Source organism: Euzebya rosea, assembly GCF_003073135.1.
GTDB classification, from domain to species: domain Bacteria; phylum Actinomycetota; class Nitriliruptoria; order Euzebyales; family Euzebyaceae; genus Euzebya; species Euzebya rosea.
Window position 1 is genome coordinate 75,527 of sequence record NZ_PGDQ01000012.1, and the last position, 25,741, is coordinate 101,267.

Below are 25,741 nucleotides of genomic sequence, written 5' to 3' on the forward strand. Positions count from 1 at the left end.
CCCCGGGCGGGTTTCAGCGCAGGAGCGTGACGGCGTCGCCGGTGTCGGTGACGACGATCGCGCCGGGGATGGCGTGGCGATCCTCGAGGTCATCGGCCTCGACGGACCACAGCGGCTGCCCGTCGACGAGCCGGTTCGCGGTGAGACCGTCGTCGGTGAGGGCGTAGTACAGGCCGTTGGCGTAGGGGCTGCCCGCGCCGCCGCTGTCGGGGAGCGAGGTGACGTCGCTCCCGTCCAGCAGGTCGACCAGCTGGATGTCCGTGTCGCCACCGATGCCGCGCAGCGCCCCGTCGAACGTCCCGGTCAGGTCCACCGGCACGGGGCTTCGCCAGCGCTCCTCGCCGGTGGCGATGTCCAGCGCGACCGTGCCGTCGACGCCGTCGAAGCTGGCCAGCAGCAGGTCGTCGGGGAGCAGGACCATTCGACGGAGGCGGGGTGCGGGGTCCGTCGGGTTGAAGTCCCACTCACGCTGCCCCGTGGTGGAGATCGACCAGACGGTCTCGCCGTCGAAGACCACGACCCGGTCGTCGGTGAAGGCGAAGTCGCCGTCGTCACCGATCGGGCCGACGAACAGGTCGTAGCGGGGGGTCCCGTCGTCGAGGTCGACCATGCGGACCGTGCCATCGGTGAACGCCGCGATCGCGTCGGGGCCCAGGCGGAGGAGCTCACCGCTGAGGAGGGTGGTCAGCTCGCCGGTCTGCGGGTCGAGGTGGTCGATCCGGCCGACGTCGCTGATCAGGACCCTGCCGTCGGCCAGCACGACGGGGAACAGGTCACCGTCGTCGGTGGTCGTGGTCGACCACACCTCCTTGCCGGTCTCGCGGTCCAGCCCGACGACCAGCGCGTCGGCGTCCTCGGTCCGCAGGATGACGACAACTGCCTCGGCGATCACGACGGACGTGGCGACGGGGGTGGTGCCGTCACCGACGAGCGGGCTGGACCACCGGGGTTCGCCCGTGGTGACGTCGAGGGCCTCCAGCCGATCACCCGCGTCCGTGGAGACCGTGACGACGAGGAGGTCCTCGTCGCCGTCGACGCCGACGACCTCGCCGGGGAGCGCGGCCGTCCATGCCGGCGTCGGAGTGCTGCCGACGGGGGCGGGCAGGCGTTCCCGGTCGCCGCTGTCGAACAGCAGGAACCCCTCCTCCCGGGGGACGAACGCTGGCTGGTCGACTGGGGTGGCCGCGTCCGCTGACGCCGGCTCGGACGATGCGAGCTCGGTCGGCCCTGGTTCGGTCGGGCTCGGTTCGGTCGACCCTGGTTCGGCCGCCGTCGGCTCGGTCGTCGCCGCCCCCGTGGCGGCCTCGGCCTGTGTGGCGGTCGCGTCGGGTGCCGGCGACCCCGGCGGGGTGGCCGTGATGGGGGATGTCGCCGTGGCGGCCCCGACCGCCACGTCCGGGTCGGTGTCGGCCCGCAGGAGCAGCAGCGCACCGACGACGCCGAGGGCCGCGACCAAGCCGACCGCCAACAGCCCCCATGCCCAGCCCCTCGTTCGGCCAGGGGGAGGAGGAGGGAGCTGGGGCACGGGCTGCGCGTCGGGTAGTCCGGGCGGCAGCTGACCGGGCAGTCCGAGCTGGTCGGGGCGGAACACGATCGTCTCGCGAGCTCGAGCGGGCGTCCGGTGGTCGTGGCCGCAGGACGCGCACGTGGTCGCCCCCTCGGCCATCGGCCGCTGGCACCCGTCGCAGTTCATCGCCGCTCCGATCCCTCTGGACGCCGAGCCTATCCCTCGTCCCCCTGCCCGCCCGGTGCCGTAAGGCAGTTGACACCGACTGGCCCGCCGGCGGCCCCGCCCCCGCACTGTGTCGCCGAACCGGCCACCCGACGCCGTTGGCCGACACACCGACCCGGCCCGACCCACGCCCCACCCACACCGTGTCGCCGAACCGGCCACCCATCGCCGTTGGCCGACACACCGCGGTGCGTCGCGCTGACGGCCACCGACGGCCCGGCCCCGGATCCGCCGCCCACGCCGACAGCAGGACGGGCGACGGGCGTAGCATCCGACCATGACGCGACGGACCTACGCCACCGACGAGATCGAGGTGGGCTGGGACGCCTCCCTCTGCATCCACACCGCCCGCTGCCTGAAGGCCGCCCCCGAGGTGTTCGACGTCAACCGGCGCCCGTGGATCGTGCCGGACGCGGTGTCGGCCGACGAGGTCATCGCGGCCGTCGCGACGTGTCCGACGGGCGCGCTGACCGTCAGGCGAGTCGGACAGGCCGACCCTGCCGAAGCGTTGCCCGACCAGCCGAGCGTGATGCTCGTCCCCAACGGGCCGCTGATGATCCGCGGCGAGGTCGAGATCGTCCAGCCCGACGGCACGGTCGTGCGACGGTCGAGCCGGGTCACCCTGTGCCGCTGCGGGGCCAGCGAGAACAAGCCGTACTGCGACGCCACCCACCGGCGGATCGGGTTCTCCACCGCCGACGAGGCACCCGAGCCCGAGCCGTTGCCACGTGTGCCCGAGGACGAGCGCCAGTCACCGGCCGACTGCGGCTGACTCGCCGCTGGCCGGCCGGTCCCGCCGGACCGGCCAACCGGGCGAGCCGGGGTGGTCAGTGACGTCCTTGCGAGCATCGTAACCACGATGGCGGCCGCCGGGTGGGGCTGAGCGAACGAAGTTCAGTGCGCTCGTGCCGCGTCGGGCACCGGCCGGTTGTCCTCCCCTCCCCTCGGGTAAGCCCTCTGGCATGTCCCACATCTCCATCATCGGTGGCCACGGCACCGTGGCCATGCACCTGACCCGCATCCTGACCGCACACGACGACAACGAGGTCACCGGGGTGGTCCGCAACCCCGACCACCAGGAAGACCTCGCGAAGGCCGGCGCGAGGATGGCCGTCGTCGACCTCGAGAACGACACCGCAGAGACGCTGGCAGGCGCGATCGCCGGCTCCGACGCCGTGGTGTTCGCTGCCGGTTCGGGCCCGGGCAGCGGCGCGGAGCGGAAGTGGACCGTCGACCGCGACGGCGCCGTCAAGCTCATCGAGGCCTGCGGCATCGCCGACGTGAACCGCTACGTGATGGTCTCCTCCATGGGCACTGACGACCCGCCCGAGGGTGACGAGGTCTTCGCCCAGTACCTACGGGCAAAGGCCGAGGCCGATCAGGCGCTGATGGACAGCGACCTGAGCTGGACGATCGTCCGACCCGGCGGCCTGACCGACGACGACGCCAAGGGTGTCGTCGCCATGGACCGCCACGTCGACCGCGGCGAGATCCCCCGCGCCGACGTCGCCGGCGTCCTGGCCGCCGTCCTTGCCACCCCCGCGATGGCCGGCCACATCGTCGAGGTCGTCAGCGGCGAGACCCCCGTCGCCGACGCCATCACCGCCGTCATCGACAGCTGACCTCCGAGGTGTGTCGTCGAACCGGCCAGAGGTGTGTCGTCGAACCGGCCACATGACGTCGCTCGGCGACACGCCTCAGGTGAGGTGGCCGAGCTGACGGCGGTGGTCGATGTCGACGACGGAGGGGCCCTCCTCGTCGAGCAGGACGACGACCTCCCACTCCTCGACCCCGCTGGCGAAGACCACGACGACGTCGTCCGGCCCCTCCTCCCGGCTTCGGACGACCCAGCCGTCGGCAGGCTCGACGCTCACCACGGGAGCTGAGGAAGCTCCGGCGGGCGGCGGGGTCGGCGGCGCGGTGACCGAGCCGCCGGGGGTGGTGATCAGCCCGCTGGGCGGGCACGGACCCTGCCGGCGGACGGCCAGCTCCCACGAGCCGTCGTCGAGCCGCCCGACCTCCATCTCGCGTTCCTCCGCCCCGTTCGGCCCGGTCCGTTCGAGGACGACCAGCGCGTATCGGTCGGGGCGGACACGGCGGCGCAGGAACGTCGGCTTGGGCGCCTGTGTCCGGACCGTCCAGCCGGGCGCGGGCGACACGTCCTGCAGCAGGACCCCGTCGGCGTCGATGGCGATGCCCACGCTGCCCGCGGCGTCCAGGTCGATCCGTTCGATGTGCGGCACGTCACTCCTCCCCTTCCAGATGGCGAAGCACCGGGCGGAGCAGCGCCGCGAGCACGTCCCGGTCCTCCGCGCTCGGCAGCGCAGCCACGACGTCGTCGCGTTCCTGTTCGAGGAGGGACACGAGGGCGGCGTCGATCCGCCGCCGGCCGGTTCTCGTGAGCTGGACGATGACGCCGCGGCGGTCGTCCGGATCGGGCTTGCGACGCAGCAACCCGGCGGACTCCAGCCGGTCGAGGCGCTTGGTCATGCCGCCCGAGGAGATCATCACGGAGCCCTGCAGGGTCGAGGGGTTGATCCCGGTTCGTCCCTGACGGCGACGCAGGGTCGCGAGCACGTCGAAGTCCGCGACGGTCAGGTCGTGGTCGCGCAGCCGTTCGGTCCTGGCGGCCTCGATCCGGTTGGCCGCCCGGAGCAGCCGACCGGTCACCGCCAGTCCTGAGGTGTCCAGGTCGGGGTGCGTCTCGGCAAGGTGTTCCCGGATGACGTCCAGCGCGTCGCGGGCGTCGTCGTGCATCCGTGTTCTCCCCTCCGATCGAGTCGTCGTCGAGAATTTCCTTCCCAGGAAGGAATGTAGCCGCATCGCGACGAGTTCATGTCTCTTGCTTGGAAGCTACTTCTTCGAGAGAAACTCCTGTGAACGCCCGCATCGTCGACCACTGCAGCTCCACCGGCCACGTCCGCCGGCTCGCGGGGGCGATCGCCGATGGCGCGAGGGAGGTCGTGGCCGATGTCCCCGATCGAGTCGCCGGGATCCTGTCCCAGCTGCGGGCATCGGTCCCCGACGACGTGCTGGTCGGTGCGTGATGCCGACCTCTCCCCCTCGCGGCACCGTCCTGGCGGCCGCGCTCGCACCCATCGGGTGGGGCAGTACGTACCTGGTCACGACCGAGCTGCTGCCACCGGGCCGACCGTTGCTCGTGGCCGCGCTGCGAGCGCTGCCTGCCGGCCTGCTGCTGCTCGCGTGGACCCGAACCCTGCCGTCGGGCTCGTGGTGGTGGCGCGCAGTCGTCCTCGGCACGCTGAACATCGGCGCGTTCTTCGCGCTCCTGTTCGTCGCGGCCTACCGCCTGCCCGGCGGCGTGGCGGCAACCGCCGGAGCGATCCAACCGGTGGTCGTGGCCGGGCTGGCCGCGGTGCTGCTCGGTGAGAGGTTCCGTCGTCGGACCGCTGTCGCCGGTGTCGCCGGAGTGACGGGAGTCGCGCTGCTGGTCCTCGGGCCGGAGGCTGCGCTCGACCCGATCGGCGTCCTCGCCGCGCTGGGAGGGACCCTCTCCATGGCGGTCGGCGTGGTCCTCACGAAGCGGTGGGGCCGACCGGTCGGGCTGCTGGCGGTGACGGGCTGGCAGCTGACGACCGGCGGGCTGGTCCTGCTCCCCCTCGCGCTGGTCGTCGAGGGGACCCCGCCGGCGTACTCCGTAGTGAACCTCGCGGCAACGGCGTGGCTGACGCTGATCGGAACCGGCGCCGCCTACGCGTTGTGGTTTCGCGGCATCGAGCGGCTTCCGGTCAGCTCGTTGACGTTCCTCGGACTGCTCAGCCCGATCGTGGCGACGCTGCTCGGCTGGGTCGTGCTCGACCAGACGCTGACCGCGGTACAGCTGCTCGGCGCGGCGCTCGTGGTCTTCGCGGTCGTCCACCCGCAGCTGGCCGGACGGCACGGGACCTCCCCTCGGGCGGCCCCGGCGACCGCCTCGGCAAGGTCGTGACGCCAGCGCCGTGCACCCCCGATGACGCGTGTCGGGAACGGGGCCGCCCGCCGCAGTTGCCCGACACGCGTCGAGGGCTGGGCGGGCGGGGAGGGGGACGGGCTAGTCGACGGTGAGGACGAGCTTGCCGCGAACGTGGCCGTCCATGTTGGTCCGCAGGGCCTTGGCGGCGTCGGCCAGCGGGAACGTCTGCTGCACCTCGACGGCCAGCACGCCCTTGTCGACCAGCATCGACAGGTGGGCAAGGTCGTCGGCCTGCGGTCGCACGAAGCCGTAGCGCCCACCGGCCTCGGTGATGGCCGTCGGGTCGACGTTGGAGACGCTGCGCGACGGGTCGGCGATCAGCGTCGCCGACGCCTCGATGGCCTCGCTCGTGCCGACGTAGTCAACTGACGCGGTGATGCCGTCCGGGGCGATCTCGCGGACCCGCTCGACCAGGCCGTCGCCGTAGGCCACGGGGATGGCGCCGAGCGAGCGGAGGTACTCGTGGTTGGACTCCGAGGCCGTCCCGATGACGGTGGCGCCGAGGTCGACGGCGATCTGCACGGCGAACGAACCAACGCCACCGGCAGCCGCGTGGACCAGGACGGTGTCACCCTCGCCGACGCCGGCAAGGCGGAGGGACTGCAGCGCGGTCAGCCCGGCAAGCGGCAGCGCGGACGCCGCGGCCATGTCGACGCTGGTCGGCTTGGGGGCGAGGTGGCGCGGGTGGGCGGAGATCCTCTCGGCGTAGGCGCCGTTGGCAGCCATGTGGTCGTGGCGGACGTAGCCGATGACCTCGTCACCCACGGCGTACTCCTGCACGGCCGGACCGACCGCGGAAACGACGCCGGCGACGTCCCAGCCGGGGACGAGGGGCAGGTAGTGCGGGAAGGCGCCCTGCAGGTAGCCCGCCACCAGCTTCCAGTCGACCGGGTTCACGCCGGCGGCCTTCACGTCGATCACGACGGTGTCGGGGCCGGGGGTGGGGTCGTCGAGCTCGGTCCAGGTCAGGACCTCGGGGTCGCCGTATTCGGTCTGTGCCATTGCCTTCATGGCGAAGCGCTCCTTCGCGGAAGTGTCTTCCGCAGTCGTGTCCACTGGTCGGGCGTGCCAACCGAGTCCGGTCACGAAGGATTCCGTAAGGATCAAAACAACTGCACTGGCCGTATCCGGGGTTGCCGTCAGGGACGTAGCCTGCCCACCTGACGAAGAACCCGGCTGACGCGTGTCGGAAGACGGGCCGTCCGTCGTAGTTACCCGACAATCGTCGAGGGCTGGGCGGGCGGCAACTGGTACAGGAAGGCGCCCTGCAGGTAGCCGCGACCAGTTTCCCGTCGACGGGTCACGCCGGCAGCCTGCACGGGGTGTGCTCCTTCAGGTGAGTGTCCGCGCAGTGGTGTCCGCATGGGGCGTCGGTCATCCGGTCGGTCAGGACTCGGCGTGGCGAAGGAGCTCCAGCAGGGTGCGCACGCCGAACCCCGTGGCACCGCCCCCCGGGCCGGTACGCCACGCCGGCCCCACCATGTCCAGGTGCACCCAAGGGATGTCAGGGCCAACGAATCGATGGAGGAACAGCGCTGCGGTGATTGCGCGACCGGTGGCATTACCGGGATGGTTGGACACGTCGGCCACGTCCGAGCCAAGGCGATCGGCGTAGCGATGGTCCAACGGCAGCGTCCACACCGGTTCACCGGCACGGGCGGCTGCGGCCACCAGTGCACCGACCGCTGTTGCGTCGTTTCCGAGGACCCCGCCGATGTCCCCGCCCAGGGCGAGGGTGCAGGCATGGGTCAGGGTGGCAAGGTCGACCAGCAGGTCAGGCTGATCCTCACTGGCTCGAGCGAGCGCGTCGGCCATCACGACCCGTCCCTCGAAGTCGGTGTTGCGGACCTCCACGGTCGTGCCGTTGCGCGTGGTGACGACGTCGCCGACTCGGACTGCGGTCGAAGAGGGCATGTTCTCCGCCAACGGCAGCCAGGCGGACACGCCGACCTCGACGTCGAGGCGGGACACCACCGACATGGCCGCCAGGACCGCCGCTGCTCCGGCCATGTCCAGCTTCATGTCCATGATCCCGTCGGGGTCCTTCAGCGACAGGCCGCCGGAGTCGAAGGTGATGCCCTTGCCGACGAGCGCGACGAACCTGGTGGCGGCGGACGGACGGTGATGCAGCCCGACCATCCGGGGACCGACGTTCGACCCCCTTCCGATCGCCAGCAGGCCACCCATCGACTCGGCCTCCAGCTGCCCGGGTTCGATGACCTCGACGTCCAGCCCTTCGCGCAACGCGATGGCGACAGCCACATCGGCGAGGGTCCGCGGGTCGATCACGTTGGGCGGAGCGTTCGCCAGTCGCCGGGCCAGATCCACCCCGTCGGCCACGAGGACGGCTCGATCCAGGTCCTGCTGGGCGGTGGCCTCGCTGCCCACGAGGCCGTAGCGGCGGTTGCGGCCCGACACATCCCGCAGGCCTTCGGCCACGGCACCGATCGATGACGATCCCCCTACGATCGGGCCGGCGACCGCCGCCATGTCGAGGTCCACGGCCAGGCCAGCCGGCCCGCGGGCCGCAACTTGCGAAGCCACGGTGCGAAGCCGCTCGATGTCCAGACGCTCCACAGGTCCCAGCCCGACGAGTGCCTCGAGGCACCGCCCGTCGGCAGACAGGGTGCTGCACCAGGAACCCGGCGCGGCGGTGAAACCGTCCAACGCGGCCAGCCGAGCCAGCCGGCCACTCATCGACCCCAGCCCCTGTTCGGTGACAGCATGCACCACGAGGTCGGGTGAGCCGATGCTTCCGAGGACGATATCGGCGACCTCGCCAGCCGACGGCCTGAGTAGATCGGTCACAGGACCGGCCGGTGTGCGACGCGATAGATCCGGCCAACCGTGGCGGCGTCCAGTGGCACGCTGAGATGCGGGTTCAGGTATTCGGCGCTGCTGCCGCGGTCGCTGCGCGATGTCCACCGGCCGTAGGCAGCCATGTCGTCCCATGTTGCGGTGACGATGGCCTCCAGACCGTCTTCGGAGACGGCGATCTCGGTGGACAGGCATCCGTCCTGAGCGATGGATGTCTCGAGGATCTCCCTGGAGCGGAACGCCTCGACCAGCTGGTTGGCGTGCCCGGGGCGGACGTCGAGGCGAAGGACTGTTCTGATCACGGGTGGACTCCTGGGTGGGGCTGGGTCAGACAGAGGCGAGGTAGCGACCACCGCTGATGACGGTGCGGCGGGATTCTTCCCACAGCACCGAGGGGTCCTCGATCGGGTCGGCGTCGAGCAACAGGAGGTCAGCGACGGCCCCCACGGCGACTCGGCCCAGGTCAGGACGGCCGAGGAGGGACGCGTTGACCGTGGTGGCCGAGCGGAGCGCTTCCAGGGCACCCTGCACCTCGACCTGCAAGCGGAGTCCGACCAGCTGGTCGTCCTCGAGGTCGCCCATCAGGTCGCTGCCGAACCCGACGGGGACCCCGGCGTCGGTCGCGATCTCGATGGCCTGCTTGCCGTGGTGGAGGACCTCGAGGTTCTTGGCCTTCTGCACGCTGGTGAGCCCCAACGAGTCACCTCGGCGATCCATGGCGTCGTAGGCAGCCAACGTCGGCACGAGCATGGCGTCATGCTGTGCCATCAGCTGGGCGGTCTTCGCGTCCAGCAGGTTGCCGTGCTCGATCGACCGCACGCCGTTCACCACGGAATGCGCGATCGCCTCGGGTGAGTAGGCATGAGCCGCCACGTAGCTACCGCGCCGGGTCGCCTCGTCGCACACCGTCCGGACCTCTTCCGCGGAGTACTGGGGAACCCGCAGCGGGTCGGTCAACGACACCACCCCACCGGAGGTCATGACCTTGATGGCGTGGGCACCGGTGCGGAAGCGTTCCCGCACCGCGACCCGCAGGTTGTCCACGCCGTCGACGACCTCTGTCAACCGGTGGCAGCAGGTGTCGATGGCCAGGTCGCCGGGTCGGGGGTCGCCGTGCCCGCCGGTCTGGGACAGCGCCGGACCGGTGAACAGGTACCGCGGACCAGCGAACAGCCCCTCGTCCAGTGCCCGACGGAGGCCGATGTCGCCACCGGCCACGTCTCGGACGGTGGTGAACCCCCGCCTGAGCGCACCGCCGAGCCGTTGTGCGGCCTTGGCGGTGACGTAGCTCATCGGCGTGGCTTCCATCGCCAGCATGTCCAGGCCGATGCCATAGGCGTGGAAGTGCGCGTCGATCAGGCCGGGCACGACCACCCGACCGTGCCCTTCCACGACAACATCGGGGTCTGGGCCGTCGTGCTCGCCGAGGGCCACCACGCGACCGTCTCGGACATGGACGTCCTGCTCGTGGAACGTTGCGGTGTCGACGTCCAGGACGCGCGCACCGAGGATGGCCAGCGACGGCGAGATGTCGGTCACCGGCCCTTGCGCCCGGCGGACAGCGCCACCGCGAGGACGATCACCAGTCCGGTAGTCAGGTCCTTGTAGAACGGGTTGGCGTTGAGGATGTTGAAGCCGTTCTGGATCAGGGCGAGCAGCATCACCCCGGCCGCGGACCGCCACACCGCCCCCTCGCCGCCATAGATGCTCGTGCCTCCGAGGATCACCGCGGCCACCGCCTCCAGCTCCAGGCCGGCACCAGCCTGGGGCTGCCCGCTGGCGATGCGCGACACCGCGATGGCGCCGGCCACCCCCGACGCCAGGCCGGACAGCGCGAAGGTCAGGACCTTGATACGACCCGTGCGGATGCCCGACAGGCTCGCGGCCTCCTCGTTGCCGCCCACCGCGTAGACGTATCGACCGACCGTGGTGCCGTTCAGCACGTAGGTGAACACCGCCAGCGCGATCACGAGCACGATCACCGCAACGTTGATCGGACCGATGCGACCACGTCCGAGCGAGGCGAACGACGCGTCGGGAACCGAGATCAGGAAGCCGCCGGTGATGAGGATCGCCAGTCCTCCGTAGACAAGCGAGGAGGCGATCGTGGCCAGGAACGAGTGCACCTTCAGACCGGTGATGACCAGCCCGTTGACGGTGCCGAGGGCCAGCCCCACAAGCGGTGCCAGGACCAGGCCGAGCACCGGATCGACGTTGACCGCGACCCAGGCAGCGGTCACCGAGGCGACGCCGAACATTGACCCCGTCGACAGGTCGAAGCCGCCGGCGATGATCACGAGCGTGCCGGCCATCGCGATGATGGCCAGCGGGGTGTTCTGGTTGAGGATGTTCAGCAGGTTCCGGCTGGACAGGAACGCGTCGCTGCCGAGCGACAGGGCGACGAACAGCACGACCAGCAGCACCAGCACGCCGTACTGACGCAGCCAGCGGCCGATCCGCTCCAGCGACAGCCCTCCGGGTGAGATGGCGATTGATGGGTCGGTGGTGCTCATGACGACTTCGCTTTCGTGGAAACGTCGGTATCGGGGGGCGTCCGGGGGTCGGCGGCAGCCGTGCCGAACAGCTTCTTGAGGATTTCGTCGGCGTCGGCGGTCACGGGATCCACCTCGCCAGTGATTCGGCCGTCGACGACCAGGTGGACACGGGCCGACAGCTCCACCACTTCCTCCAGCTCCGAGGAGATCAGCAGGACTGCGGCACCGTTGCGAGCCTCCTCCAGGAGGGCGTCGTAGATGCGGCGCTTGGCACCGACGTCGATGCCACGGGTCGGTTCGTCCAGGATCAGCACACGCGGGGGCCGCAGCGTCCACTTCGCGAACAAGGCCTTCTGCTGGTTGCCGCCGCTGTAGTGCTGCAGCTCGCCATTGACGCGGGCCGGGGTGATGCCGAGCCGTTCGATGGCCGTCCGTGTGGCGGCCCGTTCCCCGCCGCGGCGCACGCTGCCGAAGCGCGCGAAGTGGCCGAGCCGCGGGAGGGTGATGTTCTCGCGCACGTTCTGCGTCATGACAAGGCCCTGGCCGCGACGGTCCTCCGGCAGCATCACGACGCCCGCATCGATGGCGGCACGAGGGTTGTGCAGCTCCACGAGGGCACCGTCGACCCGGATGGACCCGCGGGAGGCCGGGTCGGCACCGAACAGCAGCCGCGCGATCTCGGTGCGTCCGCTCCCGACGAGCCCGGCGAGGCCGAGCACTTCCCCGCTGCGGATCTGCAGGTCGACCCCCTCGACGATGCCGCCCGACAGGCCCTCGACCTCCAGGACGACGGGTGCCTCGGGAGCCACCGGCACCCGTTGCGGGAAGCTCAGCTCGACGGGCTGGCCCAGCATCCCCTCCACCAAGGAGTCCTTGGTCTCCTCTGCGGTGTCGGCGGTCCGGACGATCCGCCCGTCGCGCATGATCGTGACGCGGTCCGCCCAACGCAGCACCTCGTCGAGGAAGTGGCTGACGTAGATGATGGTGCGACCCTCACGACGCAGCCGATCCATGATCTCGTGCAGGCGGTCGGCTTCGTCCTGGGTCAACGACGAGGTTGGCTCGTCCATGACCACGAGGCGGGCGTCCCGCGCGATCGCGCGGAGGATCTCGACCTTCTGCTGGTCCGCCAGCCGCAGGTCCCGGACGGGGACCCGTGGGTCCAGGCCGAATCCGACGGTGGCGTCCAACACCTCGTACCGCTCGCGCATGCCCGTGGTCAGCGCGCCCGCACGGGATGGTTCCATGCCGAGGAACACGTTGCGCTCCACCGACATGGCCGGGACGAGCGACAGCTCCTGCTGGATGGTGGCGATCCGGTGCTCCAGCGCCGTGGGGGCGTTCCAGCGGCCGACCGTTTCGCCGTCGAGGAGTAGCTGGCCCTCGTCGACGGCATGGATGCCGCCGACAACCTTGCCGAGGGTGGACTTGCCGGCGCCGTTCTCACCGACGAGCGCGTGGATCGTGCCCGGCTCGACCTCGAGGTCGATGTCGGCGAGCGCCTGGGTGGCGCCGAAGCGCTTGTGCACCGCCCGAAGCTCGACACGCGCTCCCCGGGCCACCCCCTCCCGGGAGGAGGTGGCCATCGCGGCACCGTCACCGGCGTCGAGGGTCCCCATGTCGATCAGCCGTCCCACTCGGCCTCGAAGTCCGGGTACTCCTCGAGGGTCTCGGCAGTGATGACCGCTGCGGGGATGGACCCAGCGGTGTTCATGTTGATGACCTGCTCGAAGTCCTCACCGCGAAGCGACGCGATGAGGTTCTCGGCGGCCAGCAGGCCCTCGCTGCGGGGGAAGCTGGTCGCGGTGGCGTCCCACTGGCCCGAACGGATGCCCTCGATGGCGGTCTGCGTGGCGCCACCGCCGGCGATGTACAGGCTGGGGATGTCGAAGCCGGCCTCCTCCAGGGCGATCATCGCTCCCGCGACGTGCTGGTCGGCGTTGGACAGCAGGACCTCGAACTCCGGGTTGGCCTGGATCAGGTCCTGCATGACGGTCAGGGACTGATCGCGGTCGTAGTTGCCCTCACCGGTGGCGACGACCTCGATGTTGTCGTGCTCGGCGAGCACGCCGGTCATCGCTTCGTAGCGGACGTTGTCGAAGGGGAACTGCAGCTGTCCGATGAGGATGACGACGCGGCACGGATCGATGTCAGCACAGTGGTCAACGACACCCTGAGCCAGCTCCTCGGACTGGGGTTCCACCGGCGCGGCGGCGGTGATGATGCCGTCCACCTGCGGTTCGATCGTGCCGAGGTCGGGGCCGATCGGGAACAACGCGGTGGCGACGGCCAGGCCGCTGCTGGTCGCGTCCTCGATGGCGGAGGCGATGCCGACGGTGTCGTTGGGGACCACGACGAAGCCGTCGAAGCGGCCGGAGGCGACGACGTCCTCGATCTGGTTGAACTGGACGTCGGCGCTGAACTCGCCGTCGAAGATCTCCGTGGTTACGCCGCCGGCTTCCTCGGCGGCCTGCTGGATGCCCTCGTAGGTGGCCTGGTTGTAGCCGTTCTGGCTGGAGGAGGCGAAGAAGGCGATGGCGAGGTCCTCGCCCTCACCGGCGGCAGCGTCCTCCTCGGTGCTGTCCGCACCGGCATCGGCGTCGTCGATTGCCGTGTCATCGGGTGCCGTGTCGGTCGACGTGGCGGTGTCGTCGGTCGTTGTGGCCGTGTCCTCGACCGGGTCCGTCGTGCAGGCGGCGGCGACGACGGCCAGCAGCATCAGGGCGGCCAGCAGGAGACGTGGACGGTGGGTGGGCTGACGCATCGGGGTTCCTTCTGTCGGGGTCTGGATGGATGGATGCCGGGTCACGCGTGGGACCGCAGTCGCCGGGTCTCGTCGTCATCGACGACGAAGGTGTCGGGGTCGACGGCCACCGCGTAGTCACGGCGGGCAGCGTCGGCGGAGACGAAGCCATTTCGCACGTCGGTGGCGACTGCCGCCGGGTCACGGTCCTTCGGGTTGCCCCAGCCGCCCCCGCCGCCGGTGTTGTTGACCAGCACGTCCCCGGGGTCGAGGGCGTTGTAGCTGCCGCCCTTCACGACCTCCCGGTCGGTGCCGGGGTTGAGGACTATGTGGTTGTTGTCGCCCTCGAGTCCCTCGCCGATGGCCCACGGCTTGGTCCGGGTCTTGTAGACGATGGCGATTCCGGTTGAGGGGGCCGTGAAGCGGTAGGCCCGCCCGACCCCCACGCCGCCGCGGTGCTGGCCGGCGCCACCGGTGTCGGGGCGGTAGCCGTATGACTCGATGAACATCGGGGACTTGGTCTCCAGGACCTCCACCGGATTGTTCCGGCACCCCGGTTCGGTGAGGTGCATGATCCCGTCCTCGCCATCGCCGCCGGCATGCCCACCGAAACCGACAGCCTCGTTGGTCGCCTCCAGCCAGGCCTCGCCGTTGCGTGGGTTCACCCCCAGGCCCATCATCGAGCACACGTCGCCGCCGGAGCAGGCTGGCACCAGGTCGGGCATGCCCTGGGCGAGGGCCTTGAGGATGACCTCGCCGCCGAGCAGTCCGGTCCACAGGGTGAACGTCGGCATCGGCGGGACGGCGTGGACGACGGACCCGGGGGTCGTGATGATCCGCATCGGGCGGAAATTGCCGGCCACGACGGACGTGTCGGGGGTCGTCAGCGACTTGAAGATCAGGCTGCAGAACGCTTCGGTGCCACCCAGCGGCATGTTGATGGGGCCCTTGACGTCGGTGTCGCTGTTGGTCCAGTCGATGATCATCTCGTCGTCGGTGATGGTGACCTCGACATCGAGCTTGACCATGCGGTCGAGGACGACGCCGTCGGTATCGACGAAGTCGTGGGCCCTCCACGTCCCCTTGGGCAGCTTGGCCAGCGCCAGGCGGGCAAGGCGCTCCCCGTGGTCGTTGATGGCCTCCATGGCGTCGGCGAGGGTCTCGCGGCCGTACTTGGCGGCGAGGTCCTGCGTCCGTCGGACGCCGGTGACACATGCCGAGACCTGTGCCTGGATGTCCCCGATCGTCCGTTCCGGCATCCGGCTGTTGAAGCGGATGAGATTGAACACATCGTCGTTCTGGACCCCGCGGTGGTACAGCTTCGTCGCCGGGAAGAAGATGCCTTCCTGGTACATGTCCGTGGAGTCCAGGACGTAGCCGGCGTCCTTCTGCTTCAGGTCCAGCACGTGGACCCGGCACGAGGCGAAGCCGATCAGTTCGCCCTCGTGGTGGATGGGCGCGAACACCAGGGGGTCCAGCGTGTGCGCCGAGGACCAGTACGGGTAGTTGAGCATCACCACGTCGCCGGGGTGGAGGTTCTCGCGGCCCAGGAACTCCACGGCGTTCTTGATCCCGTGGTCGTTGCCTCGCGTGAAGACGGCGATGCCCGGGGCGTCGGCAACGACATCGCCGTTGGCGTCGTGGATCCCGATGCCGTAGTCGTGGATCTCGTAGACCACGGTGTTGTAGGCGGTGCGGCACAGGTTCCGCGCCATCTCCTGGGCGTTGGCCAACAGGCCGTGGCGGATGATCTCGGTCGTGATGGCGTCGGTCATGACGTGGTCTCCTCGGTGCTGTGGAGGGGGGTGGAGGACACAGCGATGACCAGCTCGCCGTAGTCCCCCACCCGCAGGCTGTCGCCGATGTGCAGGACGGTCGTGGCCGTGTGTTCGGTCACGACGGCAGGTCCCTCGACGGTGTCGCCCGCCAGCAGGGACTCACGGGCGTACAGGGCGTAGGGAACAGCCGGGTTGTCGGCGTCGACGTACACCGCTCTCGTGCCCAGCGACGCAGGTCCGTCGTCGGCACGGCTGGCCATCTTCGGGAGCTCGGGCTTGTCCACGATGCCGACAGCCCTGACCCGCAGGGTCGTCAGCTCGACGGGGTCCTGCATGGTGTGGCCGTACTGGCGCTCGTGCAGCTCGGCGAACTCCTCCTCGATCACCGCGACCGGATCCAGCCCCGTAGCGGGATAGCCGACCGTGACGCTGTGCTCCTGACCGGCGTAGCGGACGTCCACGGTGCGGATCAGGTCGCGGTGGTCCGGACCGAAGCCTTCCTCACCGAGGACGGCGACCGCGTCGGTCTCCATGTCGTCGAAGGCCTGCTCGAGGACCTGCAGCTCGACGCCCTCCAGTGGGGTGACCGAGGTCCGCGCGAAGTCGTGCTGGACGTCGGCCATGAGCATGCCGAGGGCCGAGAAGGCCCCCTGACCGGGCGGGACGACGACGGTCGGGATCTGCAGCTCCCGGGCCACGTCGACGGCGACGAGCCCGCCGCCGCCACCGAAGGCAAGGAGGGCGAAGTCCTTGGGATCCCGTCCCAGCTCGACGGTGATGGCCCTGACGGCCCCCATGATCTTGGTGACCGAGATCTGGACCATGCCACGAGCGAGGGCGGGTACGGACAGGTCGAGCGCCGCAGCGATGGGGGCCAGCGCGTCCGCTGCGAGGTCGCCGTCGAGCTGGAGGGTGCCGCCCAGTGGGGTGTCCCCACCGAGGTAGCCGAGCTCCAGGGCCGCGTCGGTGAAGGTTGGCGCGGTGCCTCCGCGGCCGTAGGAGGCCGGTCCCGGCATGGCACCGGCGCTCTGCGGCCCGACCTGGAGCGCACCCGCGTCGTCCAGCCACCCGATCGAGCCGCCTCCGGCACCGATGGTGTGGATGTACAGCGACGGGGTGTTGATGGGCATTTCCTCGAACTCGGCCCCTTGGTAGCGGACCGGTTCGCCATCCACGACCAGCGACGCGTCGAGGGAGGTGCCCCCCATGTCGATGGTGATCAGGTTCGGTTGACCGAGGCGGTGGGCGAACGCGGCTGCACCGATCACGCCACCGGCGGGTCCGGACAGGATCAGGTTGACCGGCTGCTCGCGGGCGGACGAGGCGGTCATCGCACCGCCACCCGAGCGGGTGACCAAGAAGCGGCCGTCGAAGTCCTCGTCGGCAAGCTCCTGCTCGAGCTGCTGGAGGTACCGACGGACGATCGGCTTGATGTAGGCGTCCAGCACGGCGGTGCTGGTGCGCTCGTACTCCCGGTACTCCCGCGAGAGCTCGTGGGACAGCGTCACCTCGACGTCCGGCGCGATCTCGTTGATGATCCGCTTCATCTCCAGCTCGTGGGCCGGATTGGCGTAGGCATGGAGGAACGCGACCGCGACGGCGTCGTATCCGCGCTCGGCGAGGCTGCGCGCAACACGAGCTGCGTCATCGGTGTCCAGTGGTAGGTGGACCGTGCCGTCGAAGCGGCTTCGTTCGGCCACCTCGAAGGTGTCGTAGCGCTCGAGGAGCCCCTTGGGCTTGCGGTAGGTGATGTCGTAGTTGGTCCGCCGGTCGGTCCGCCCCAGCAGGTAGACGTCCCGGAACCCCCGGGTGCCGACGACCGCGATCCTGGCCCCGGTTCGGGTGAGCAGGGCGTTGAGGCCCAGGGTGGTGCCGTGGTTGAACATGACCACGTCGCGCGGGTCTGCGTCAGCCCGGTCGAACGCGTTCATGACCCCCCTCGTCGGCTCCTCGGGAGTCGTCGGGACCTTCTCGAACCGAAGCTCGCCGGTATCGGGTGTCAAGCGAACGACGTCGGTGAACGTGCCCCCCACGTCGATCGCCAGCCGTGTCGTGTCTGCCATGGACATCCCTTCCTCACAGGTGCGCCGGACCGGTGGGGCCGCGGGTCATTCGGGGGTGGATGACCGACGCTAATCGGCAGCCGGAACGCCACTCCAGCGACATCGGTCGAACATCAGTTGTTCGTATTCCGACGATCGTCGGAGGGCCACCTGCGTGGCATCGCGACCGCACCGCCGGACACGGGCACACGTGCGCGAGCGGGTCGAGGGGCCGCTCAGGCGGGCCAGCGTCCGAGCAGCCGCAGCGCGGCGAAGCCGACCTGGATGGTCATCCGGTCCTCGCCCTCGCGCAGGTCGAACCCGACCTCCGAGACCTTTTCCAACCGGTAGTACAGCGTCGTCCGGTGGATGTGCAGCGCGGTGGCCGCGGCGGCGACCGCACCGCCACCGTCGAGGTACACCTCCAGCGTCGTGGCGACCTCCGGCGCATCCTGCACCAGGCCGACGAGCCGTGGGTCGACGCCGTCGGCCAGGGCCTCACGGGGCAGCTGGATCAGCAAGCGGTACACGCCCAGCCCCTCCCAGCTGGACACCCGACGGGCGCTGGACCCCACGCGCAGGGCGACGGTGGCCGCTTGGCGGGCCCGTCGGTGCGATCGCGGCAGGGCGCTGGGCGACGCCACCGCCGGCCCGACGCCGAGCACGACCGGCATGTCGTCGGTGACGAGATTCACCTGGCCCATCGAGCGTTCGAGCGCCTCGAGGTCGAGTCCACCGGCTGACCCGCCCGTCGCCGGTCGGGTGGCCACGACGGCCACGCCCTCGTCGACGTCGACCAACCGCAGCTGGGACGCCGGGTCGGCCACCCATCGCTGCATGAGGAAGGCACGCCTGGCGGCGCGGACAGCCCAGCCGGGTCCGGCCGCGACCAGGACCTGGGACCTGGCAGGGGCGTCGAAGGCGTGCTTGGCCTCGACGGCCACCAGTCCACGCAGGCGACGGTCGTGATCGTCGTTGAGCAGGTCCTCGATGATGCGGCCCTCGCGCAGCCGCGACAGGCGGTCCAGCCAGAGCGTCTCCGCCAACGACTCGCTGGCCCGCTCGACCGCTGCCCGCTGCCCGTCGTCGATCTCGCCCTCGGGCAGCAGCACCCACACGAAGCCCAGCAACTTCTCGTCGTACCGCAGCGGCACACACAGCCGCGGCAGGACCCCACGATCGTTGCCGGGGACCACGAACGGATCGGTGCGCGACGCCAGGTCGTACCGCCGGAAGTACTCCACTGTCTGCGCGCTGGTGGACTGGTGCATGATCGTGTCGCGCCGCATGCGGTCGGTCTGCCCGTAGTGCGGGCTGTGGACGATCGGCTGCTGGTCGCTGTCCTCGAGCACCACCGGGCGACCGACATCCCTGCTGAGGGCGTTGACGATCTCCTGCACCACTGTGGTGTCCATGGATCCACCCTGCCACATGCGACCAGACCTTCGTCGGTCACCAACCGCCAATCATTCGACGAATGTCGGTACGCCGGTCCCCGTTGGTGTCCTACGGTCCCACCATGACTGACGTGCTCCGCGGGGTCTGGCCCGCCACCACCCTTCCCTTCCGCGACGACCTGACCCTGGACCTCGACCGCTTCGCCGAGCACTGCGCGTGGCTGGTGGAGTCCGGATGCGAGGGCGTCGTCGTCAACGGCTCGCTCGGCGAGTACGAAGCCCTCACCGACGAGGAGCGGGCCGCGGTCGTCGACACGGCCGTCGCCGCCGTCGGTGCCGACCGGGTCATCCCCGGCGCGGCCGGTAAGTCCGCCGGGGAGGCCCGCCGGTGGACCGAGCAGGCCGCCGCCCACGGCTGCCCCGCCGTCATGCTGCTGCCCCCGACCTCCCACGCCCCCACCGACGAGGAGGTCGTCGCCCACTACGCCCACGTGGCCGAGGTCGGCGTGCCGATCATCGCCTACAACAACCCGTGGTCGACCCGCGTGGACCTCGTCGCCACGCTGATGGCGAAGATCGTCGAGGCGGTGCCCGCCGTCGTCGGGCTCAAGGAGTTCTCCATGGACGTCCGCCGGGTGCGCCACCTGGCCGACCTCGTCCCCGACCTGCAGGTCATCTGCGGCTGCGACGACGTGCTGGTCGAGTCCGCGCTCGTCGGCACCCGCGGCTGGATCAGCGGCTTCGTCAACGCCTTCCCCGAGCAGTCCGTCCGCCTGCTGGAGCTGGCCGAGTCCGGCAAGGTCGCCGACGCGCTGGCCCTCTACGACGAGATGCTGCCGATCCTCCGCTGGGACGCCGAACCCCGTTTCGTGCAGGCCATCAAGCTGGGCCAGGAGGAGGCAGGTCGGTACGGCGGCCCGTCGCGCCTGCCCCGCCTGCCCCTGCCGGCCGACGTCGAGCAGCAGGTGCGCGCCGACGCCCGTCGTGCCCTCGCCGCCGGCTAGGACCCCCTCACCATGCGCGCGAAGAAGGTCTTCACCGCCGTCGACACCCACACCGAGGGCATGCCCACCCGCGTGGTCACCTCCGGGTTCGGTGTCCTGCCCGGCGACACCATGGCCGAGCGCAGCCACCACGTCGCCACGACGCTGGACGGCTGGCGCAAGCTGCTGATGTTCGAGCCGCGCGGCCACCAGGCCATGTCCGGCGCGATCCTCTGCCCGCCGACCCGGCCCGACGCCGACCTCGGCGTGGTCTACATCGAGGTCACCGGCTGCCTGCCGATGTGCGGCCACGGCACGATCGGTGCCGTCACCGCCGCGGTGGAGACCGGCCTGGTCGAGGTGACCGAACCGACCACGACCGTGCGGCTGGACACCCCCGCCGGGCTGGTCGTCGCCGAGGCCACCGTCACCGACGGCGCCTGCACGGCGGTCACCCTTCGCAACGTCCCGTCCTTCCTGCTGCTGCGTGACGCGGTGGTGAAGGTGGAGGGGATCGGCGAGCTGACCGTCGACGTGGCCTACGGCGGCAACTTCTACGTGCTCGTGTCCGCCGACGACCTCGACGTGACGCTGCGGCCCGAGCACGCCGCCACGGTGCTGGATGCCGGCATGCGGGTGATGGCGGCCGCCAACGACCAGCTCGACATCGTGCATCCCGAGCGGCCCGACATCGCCGGCACCCACCACGTCCTGGTCACCGCCCCCGGCGACGACGAGGTCGACGGGCGGGGTGCCGTCGTCATCGACCCGGGGTACCTCGACCGTTCGCCCTGCGGCACCGGCACCTCGGCGCGGATGGCGTCGATGCACGCCCGCGGCGACCTGGCGCTGGACACCCCGTTCGAGCACACCTCCATCATCGACTCGCGGTTCACGGGACGGCTGCTGGAGACCACTACGGTCGGGGACCTGCCGGCGGTCGTCCCATCGATCACCGGGCGGGCGTGGGTCACCGGCCTGAACCAGCTGATGCTGGACCCCACCGACCCGTGGTCGGAGGGCTTCCTGCTCGGCTGACCGCCAGCCCGCCCCTCCCTCGGCCCATCCTCCCGCGAGTCCCCTCCCCTCAGGAGACCTGTCATGTCCACCACCCCCATCCAGCCCACCGGCCGGTCGGTGATCGCCGGCCAGCCCGTCGCCGGCGACGGCGAGCCGTTCACCGCCACCGACCCCCGCACGGGTGAGGCGCTGCAGCCCGCCTACACCACGGTCGGCTTCGAGCAGCTGGACGACGCCGTCACCGCGGCCGTCGAGGCGCTGTCGGACCCGATCGACATGGCGGCAATCGCCGAGGGACTCGAGGCTGCCGCCGACGCGTTCGAGGCCGCAGCCGACGAGGTCGTCGCCACCGCCGACGCCGAGACCGCGCTGGGCGAGACCCGCCTGCGCGGCGAGCTGGGCCGCACCGTCGGGCAGCTGCGCATGATGGCGACCGAAGCTCGCACGGGCAGCCGTCGCGACGTGGTGGTCGACCCCGCCGGGGACGGTCCGGCGGCCCCGGCGCTGCACCGCACGACCGTGCCGCTCGGCGTCGTCGCGGTGTTCGCCGCCTCCAACTTCCCGCTGGCCTTCGGGGTCGCCGGGACCGACACCGCTGCAGCGCTCGGCGCCGGCTGCCCGGTCGTCGCCAAGGCCCACCCGGCCCAGCCCGCCACCGCCGAGCTGTGCGGCCGGCTGCTGGCCGAGGGCCTGCGGTCCGCGGGCCTGGCCGACGGGATGATCTCGGTGCTGCACGAGGAGGGGTACGAGGTCGGTCAGGCGCTGGTCACCCACCCCGGTGTCGACGCCGTCGCGTTCACCGGCAGCCTGCGTGGTGGCCGTGCCCTGTTCGACCTGGCCGCCACCCGTCCCCGGCCGATCCCCGTCTACGCCGAGATGGGATCGCTGAACCCGCTGGTCGTCTCCGCCGGGGCGGCCGCCGACGTGCAGGGCATGGTCGAGGGGATCACCGGCAGCTACCTGCTGGGTGAGGGGCAGTTCTGCACCAAGCCCGGGCTGGTCGTCCTGCCCGACGACGACAACGGCCGGTCGGTCCTCGCCGGGCTGCGGACGGCGCTGGCCGACCGCGCGCCCGGCCACCCGCTGCTGCACGGCGGGATCGTCGGCGGCTTCACCGAGGGGCTGGACCGTGCCGCGGCGGTCGACGGGGTCGAGGTCGTCCGCGCCCCCGACACCGACGGCGGCTGCCCCGCGGCGCTGCTGTCCACCGACGCCACCACGTTCGTCGACGAGCCGGTGCTGCACGACGAGGTCTTCGGTCCGGCGACGCTGGTCGTCCTCGCCGGCGACGACGAGCTGGACGAGATCGTCGACGCCCTCGAGCCGGCCCTGACCGCCTCGCTGCACTTCACCCCGGAGGAGTCGTCCTGGGCGCGCAGCATGGCCGACCGGCTGGCCCGCAAGGTCGGCCGGGTCATCGCCAACGGGTACCCCACCGGTGTCCGCGTGAGCCCCGGCCAGCACCACGGCGGCCCGTACCCGGCGACGACGGCCCCGCTGCACACCAGCGTCGGGCTGGCGGCGATCGACCGGTTCCGCCGGCCGGTGACGTTCCAGTCCTTCGCCGACGAGGCGCTCCCCGAATGGGCGCAGTAGCCCGATGACCACCCACGTCGTGGTCATCGGGGCCGGCATCGTCGGCCTCGCGGCGGCCCGCGAGCTGGCCCTGCGCGGCGCCCGGGTGACCGTCGTCGAACGGCATGTCGCCGGGGCGGGGACGTCCAGCCGCGGCGAGGGCAACATCCTCGTCAGCGACAAGGAGATCCCCGCCGAGGCCCGGTTGGCGCTGCGCTCGATCGAGCTGTGGAGGGCGTTCGCCGAAGCGTCGCCCGAGCCGTTCGAGTTCGAGCCGAAGGGCGGCATCATCACCGCCAGCAGCCCGGCCCAGCTGGACCTCCTGGCCGCGCAGGCCGACCGGCAGAAGGCGTTGGGCATCGAGTCGGCGGTGCTGGACCGGGACGCGCTGCGGGCCATGGAGCCGCTGACGGCCCCGTCGCTCGTGGGTGGGATCAGCTTTCCGCAGGACGCCCAGGTCATGCCGATCCATGCGGTCCGGGCGCTGCGTCGTGCGGCGCTGGACCTCGGGGTGGTCGAGCGGGTCGGCACGTCGGTGGTCGGCCTGTCACGGCTGACGGCCGGACCGGCGGTCGAGCTGGCCGACGGGACCCGCATCGACGCCGACGCCGTGGTGCTGGCAGCCGGGCCGTGGTCGGGCGAGCTGGCGACCCGGCTGGGCGGGGTCGCCCCCGTGTTCCCCCGGCGGGGCCTGCTGCTGGTCACCGAGCCGCTGCCCGCCGGGACGGTGCGGCACAAGGTCTACGACGGGCGCTACGTCGAGGCGGTCGCCAGCGACGACGGGGCCGCGCAGGTCGCCCCGGTGATCGAGTCGACCCCCTCGGGGACGGTGCTGATCGGCTCGACCCGGGAGGCGGTCGGCTGGGACACCCAGCAGCGTTGGGACCTGGTCGGCGAGCTCAGCCGCAACGCCGCCGCGCTGTTCCCGTCGTTGGGTCGCGCGCGGATCATCCGGACCTACCAGGGCTTCCGGCCGGCCACCCCCGACCACCTGCCGTTGATCGGCCCGGACGCCCGGGTCGCGGGGCTGTTCCACTGCTCGGGCCACGAGGGCGCCGGGATCGGCCTGGCCATGGGCTCGGCGGAGCTGCTGGCCGACGTCGTCCTGGACGGCCGCACCGACGAGGCGTTCGACCCTCGCCGCCTGACGGAACCCGACCCTCGCCGCCTGACGGAACCCGACCCTCGCCGCCTGACCGACACGGATGCCCGGGAGGCCGATTCGCTGCCCGGCCCGACCCCGTTCGTGCTGTCGTTGTCGTCGTGCTCGGCGGCGCCGTCCCTTCTCGGTACGGACCCCGACGAACCCGGCGGCAGCACGGTGGCCGCGACGATGCTGGCGAACGGCCAGCAGGTCCTGCGTCGCACCCGGTTCGGCGACGATCCCCGCGGCGTGTTCTGCGGCATCGGCCACTGCCACGACTGCGTGATGACCCGCAACGACGGCGTCAGCGTCCGGGCGTGCCTGGAACCCGCTGCTGGACGAGCGGTGGAGGAGGGCCACGCGCTCGCGGAAGGTGAGGGACCCGAGCCGGCGGGGGCGGTCGTGATGGACGTCGACGTGGTCGTGCTGGGGGCGGGGCCGGGTGGGCTGGCGGCTGCGGCGACCGTGCGCGGCAACGGCCTGTCGGTCGGGATCGTGGACCGGTACCGGGCCGCAGGCGGGCAGATCGGCCGGCAGCGTGCCGGCGTCGCGGCCCCGTCCGGGCCGTGGGCCGAGCTGATCGGCGACGGCACCCGTGGTGTGCAGCACCTCACGGCTGCGCAGGTCGTCGCGGTGCAGCAGGTCGCCGGGTCGGCGACCCGCCGGTTCCAGGTCATGGTGGCCGTGGACGACGAGCTGCAGCTTGTCCTGGCCGACCACGTGGTGCTGGCCACCGGGGCGAGGGAGGTCGTGCGGCCGTTCCCCGGCTGGACCCTGCCCGGGGTGGTGACGGCCGGTGCCGCGCAGGCGATGGTCAAGCAGGAGGGCCGCAGCCCCTGGGACCGGATCGTGCTGGCGGGCACCGGCCCGTTGCTGCTGGCCGTCGCCTCGGCCCTGCGGTCCGCCGGCACGGCACCCCTGCTGACGCTGGAGTCCCAGCCGCTGCGCCGCTTGGCCGTCGGCGGACTGCCGGTGGGGCTCGGCCACCCGGGGAAGCTGGCGGACCTCGCCCGGCTGACCGGCGGCCGGCCCCCGCGGTTCGGCTGGCGGGTCGTGGAGGCCGTCGAGGCGGCGTCGGTGGCGTCGGCCGACAGCGGTGCGATCGGGCAGGTCGTGATGCGTGCGCCGTCGGGCCGGACCGCACGGATGGACGTCGACGCGCTGGCCGTGTCCGACGGGCTGCTGCCCGACGTGACCCTGGCGGTGCAGCTCGGGTGTGACCTCGTGACCCGCCCGGGGACGGCGGGGCCGGCCGTCGTGGTCGATGACGACCAGTCAACGTCGGTGCCCGGGGTGTGGGCGGCCGGTGAGCTGACCGGCGTCGGTGGGGCCGACAAGGCCGTCGCCGAGGGACGCCTTGCCGGCGCGGCCATCCTCGCGTCGACCATCGGCCCGGCGGTGCCGTCCGGGCTGCGACGGACGGTTCGCCGGTGGGACGGGTTCCGTGATGCGCTGGCCCGGCTGTACCCGTGGGACGACGACTGGGCCGTGGGGCTGCCCGACGAGGTGCAGGTGTGCCGCTGCGAGGAGGTGCCCGCCGGCCGTGTCCGCCGGGCGATCGCCGACGGCGCCACCACCGCCCGGGCCGTCAAGGGGCTGACCCGCTGCGGGATGGGCCGCTGCCAGGGCGGCGTCTGCGGCCCGCTGGTCTCCAGCATGGTCCGCGCGGCCGGCCACCCCTCCCCCGGCGACCTGGAGTCCCGCCCCGTCGCCCAGCCCGTCCTGGTCGACCAGCTGGCCCGCCTGGTCTCCGACGCCTGACCCGGCGCCCACGCCTCCGTCGACGGATCGAGCACCACCTCCGCTGTCCCCCTCCCCCGGCAAGCCAGTCCGTCCCTCCCCCCTCCACCCCGGCGGATCTTGACCCACCCCGTGACGGAATCCGCCCCACCCAGACTGGCCGCGACCCACGAACCCACGGCCGGGCTGACGGATGTCGACCCGGCCCGCGTGACACATCCACCGGTTGGGTCAAGATCCGTCAGGGGGGTGACTGGAGGGCCGCACCCAGGTCCGGCGTCAGATCCGACGTGGGGTGGGCT

Annotated in this window: 21 protein-coding genes; 8 read left to right on the forward strand and 13 right to left on the reverse strand. The window is 71.4% G+C overall.

Annotated features, from left to right (window positions below; genetic code table 11):
• Positions 1-13 precede the first annotated feature (13 nt).
• Positions 14-1,693: an outer membrane protein assembly factor BamB family protein gene (locus CUC05_RS16315; protein ID WP_170128039.1), complete on the reverse strand. Its 1,680-nt coding sequence runs from the start codon at positions 1,691-1,693 to the stop codon at positions 14-16.
• A gap of 316 nt (positions 1,694-2,009) precedes the next feature.
• On the opposite strand from CUC05_RS16315, the gene CUC05_RS16320 reads away from it, so the two are divergent.
• Positions 2,010-2,504, forward strand: coding sequence for a (4Fe-4S)-binding protein (locus CUC05_RS16320; RefSeq protein ID WP_108667193.1), 495 nt, complete (start codon positions 2,010-2,012; stop codon positions 2,502-2,504).
• A 190-nt stretch (positions 2,505-2,694) separates the two neighbouring features.
• Positions 2,695-3,354 carry an SDR family oxidoreductase gene (locus CUC05_RS16325; protein ID WP_108667194.1) on the forward strand — a complete coding sequence of 220 codons (660 nt, stop codon included), beginning with the start codon at positions 2,695-2,697 and terminating at the stop codon, positions 3,352-3,354.
• A gap of 75 nt (positions 3,355-3,429) precedes the next feature.
• On the opposite strand, the gene CUC05_RS16330 is transcribed toward CUC05_RS16325, so the two are convergent.
• A complete protein-coding gene (locus tag CUC05_RS16330; protein WP_108667195.1) occupies positions 3,430-3,975 on the reverse strand; it encodes a hypothetical protein in 546 nt (181 codons plus the stop codon).
• Between the two features lies 1 nt (position 3,976).
• A complete protein-coding gene (locus tag CUC05_RS16335) occupies positions 3,977-4,489 on the reverse strand; it encodes a MarR family winged helix-turn-helix transcriptional regulator (protein ID WP_108667196.1) in 513 nt (170 codons plus the stop codon).
• A gap of 119 nt (positions 4,490-4,608) precedes the next feature.
• Between CUC05_RS16335 and CUC05_RS24800 the strand changes: the two genes are divergently transcribed.
• Together CUC05_RS24800 and CUC05_RS16340 are read left to right on the forward strand one after the other, a co-directional pair.
• Positions 4,609-4,779: a hypothetical protein gene (locus CUC05_RS24800; protein ID WP_157965659.1), complete on the forward strand. Its 171-nt coding sequence runs from the start codon at positions 4,609-4,611 to the stop codon at positions 4,777-4,779.
• Positions 4,779-5,681 (forward strand): EamA family transporter, encoded by a 903-nt coding sequence (locus tag CUC05_RS16340; protein WP_108667197.1) that lies wholly within the window; start codon positions 4,779-4,781, stop codon positions 5,679-5,681. The genes CUC05_RS24800 and CUC05_RS16340 overlap by 1 nt, the downstream gene beginning before the upstream one ends.
• Before the next feature lie 102 nt (positions 5,682-5,783).
• On the opposite strand, the gene CUC05_RS16345 is transcribed toward CUC05_RS16340, so the two are convergent.
• From CUC05_RS16345 to CUC05_RS16390, 10 genes are all read right to left on the reverse strand, one after another.
• On the reverse strand, positions 5,784-6,716 hold the full coding sequence (locus CUC05_RS16345; protein ID WP_108667198.1) for an NADP-dependent oxidoreductase: 933 nt from the start codon (positions 6,714-6,716) through the stop codon (positions 5,784-5,786).
• Positions 6,717-7,091: 375 nt separating this feature from the next.
• A complete protein-coding gene (locus CUC05_RS16350; protein ID WP_157965660.1) occupies positions 7,092-8,249 on the reverse strand; it encodes a M17 family metallopeptidase in 1,158 nt (385 codons plus the stop codon).
• A 260-nt stretch (positions 8,250-8,509) separates the two neighbouring features.
• Positions 8,510-8,824 (reverse strand): antibiotic biosynthesis monooxygenase family protein, encoded by a 315-nt coding sequence (locus CUC05_RS16355; protein WP_157965661.1) that lies wholly within the window; start codon positions 8,822-8,824, stop codon positions 8,510-8,512.
• A gap of 25 nt (positions 8,825-8,849) precedes the next feature.
• On the reverse strand, positions 8,850-10,061 hold the full coding sequence (locus CUC05_RS16360; RefSeq protein ID WP_205712379.1) for a metal-dependent hydrolase family protein: 1,212 nt from the start codon (positions 10,059-10,061) through the stop codon (positions 8,850-8,852).
• The gene (locus CUC05_RS16365; RefSeq protein ID WP_170128040.1) at positions 10,058-11,035 is read right to left on the reverse strand and encodes an ABC transporter permease; all 978 of its coding nucleotides are present in this window, start codon (positions 11,033-11,035) and stop codon (positions 10,058-10,060) included. The genes CUC05_RS16360 and CUC05_RS16365 overlap by 4 nt, the downstream gene beginning before the upstream one ends.
• The gene (locus CUC05_RS16370; RefSeq protein WP_157965662.1) at positions 11,032-12,636 is read right to left on the reverse strand and encodes a sugar ABC transporter ATP-binding protein; all 1,605 of its coding nucleotides are present in this window, start codon (positions 12,634-12,636) and stop codon (positions 11,032-11,034) included. Before CUC05_RS16370 ends, CUC05_RS16365 begins: the two co-directional genes overlap by 4 nt.
• Before the next feature lie 5 nt (positions 12,637-12,641).
• Positions 12,642-13,781, reverse strand: a complete 1,140-nt coding sequence (locus CUC05_RS16375; RefSeq protein WP_108667201.1) for a sugar ABC transporter substrate-binding protein — start codon at positions 13,779-13,781, stop codon at positions 12,642-12,644.
• Between the two features lie 41 nt (positions 13,782-13,822).
• The gene (locus CUC05_RS16380; protein ID WP_108667202.1) at positions 13,823-15,535 is read right to left on the reverse strand and encodes a hydantoinase B/oxoprolinase family protein; all 1,713 of its coding nucleotides are present in this window, start codon (positions 15,533-15,535) and stop codon (positions 13,823-13,825) included.
• A complete protein-coding gene (locus CUC05_RS16385; RefSeq protein WP_108667297.1) occupies positions 15,532-17,601 on the reverse strand; it encodes a hydantoinase/oxoprolinase family protein in 2,070 nt (689 codons plus the stop codon). Before CUC05_RS16385 ends, CUC05_RS16380 begins: the two co-directional genes overlap by 4 nt.
• A 215-nt stretch (positions 17,602-17,816) precedes the next feature.
• Entirely contained in the window at positions 17,817-18,995 is a 1,179-nt protein-coding gene (locus tag CUC05_RS16390; RefSeq protein WP_108667203.1) for a PucR family transcriptional regulator, read from the reverse strand.
• A 104-nt stretch (positions 18,996-19,099) separates the two neighbouring features.
• Here CUC05_RS16390 and CUC05_RS16395 point away from each other — a divergent pair, with 104 nt between their 5' ends.
• From CUC05_RS16395 to CUC05_RS16410, 4 genes are all read left to right on the forward strand, one after another.
• Positions 19,100-19,981 (forward strand): dihydrodipicolinate synthase family protein, encoded by an 882-nt coding sequence (locus CUC05_RS16395; RefSeq protein WP_108667298.1) that lies wholly within the window; start codon positions 19,100-19,102, stop codon positions 19,979-19,981.
• 12 nt (positions 19,982-19,993) lie between these two features.
• A complete protein-coding gene (locus CUC05_RS16400; protein WP_108667204.1) occupies positions 19,994-20,998 on the forward strand; it encodes a proline racemase family protein in 1,005 nt (334 codons plus the stop codon).
• 63 nt (positions 20,999-21,061) lie between these two features.
• Complete coding sequence (locus CUC05_RS16405) at positions 21,062-22,576, forward strand: aldehyde dehydrogenase family protein (protein WP_108667205.1); 1,515 nt, start codon at positions 21,062-21,064, stop codon at positions 22,574-22,576.
• Positions 22,577-22,580: 4 nt separating this feature from the next.
• Positions 22,581-25,460 (forward strand): FAD-dependent oxidoreductase, encoded by a 2,880-nt coding sequence (locus tag CUC05_RS16410; protein ID WP_108667206.1) that lies wholly within the window; start codon positions 22,581-22,583, stop codon positions 25,458-25,460.
• Positions 25,461-25,741 lie beyond the last annotated feature (281 nt).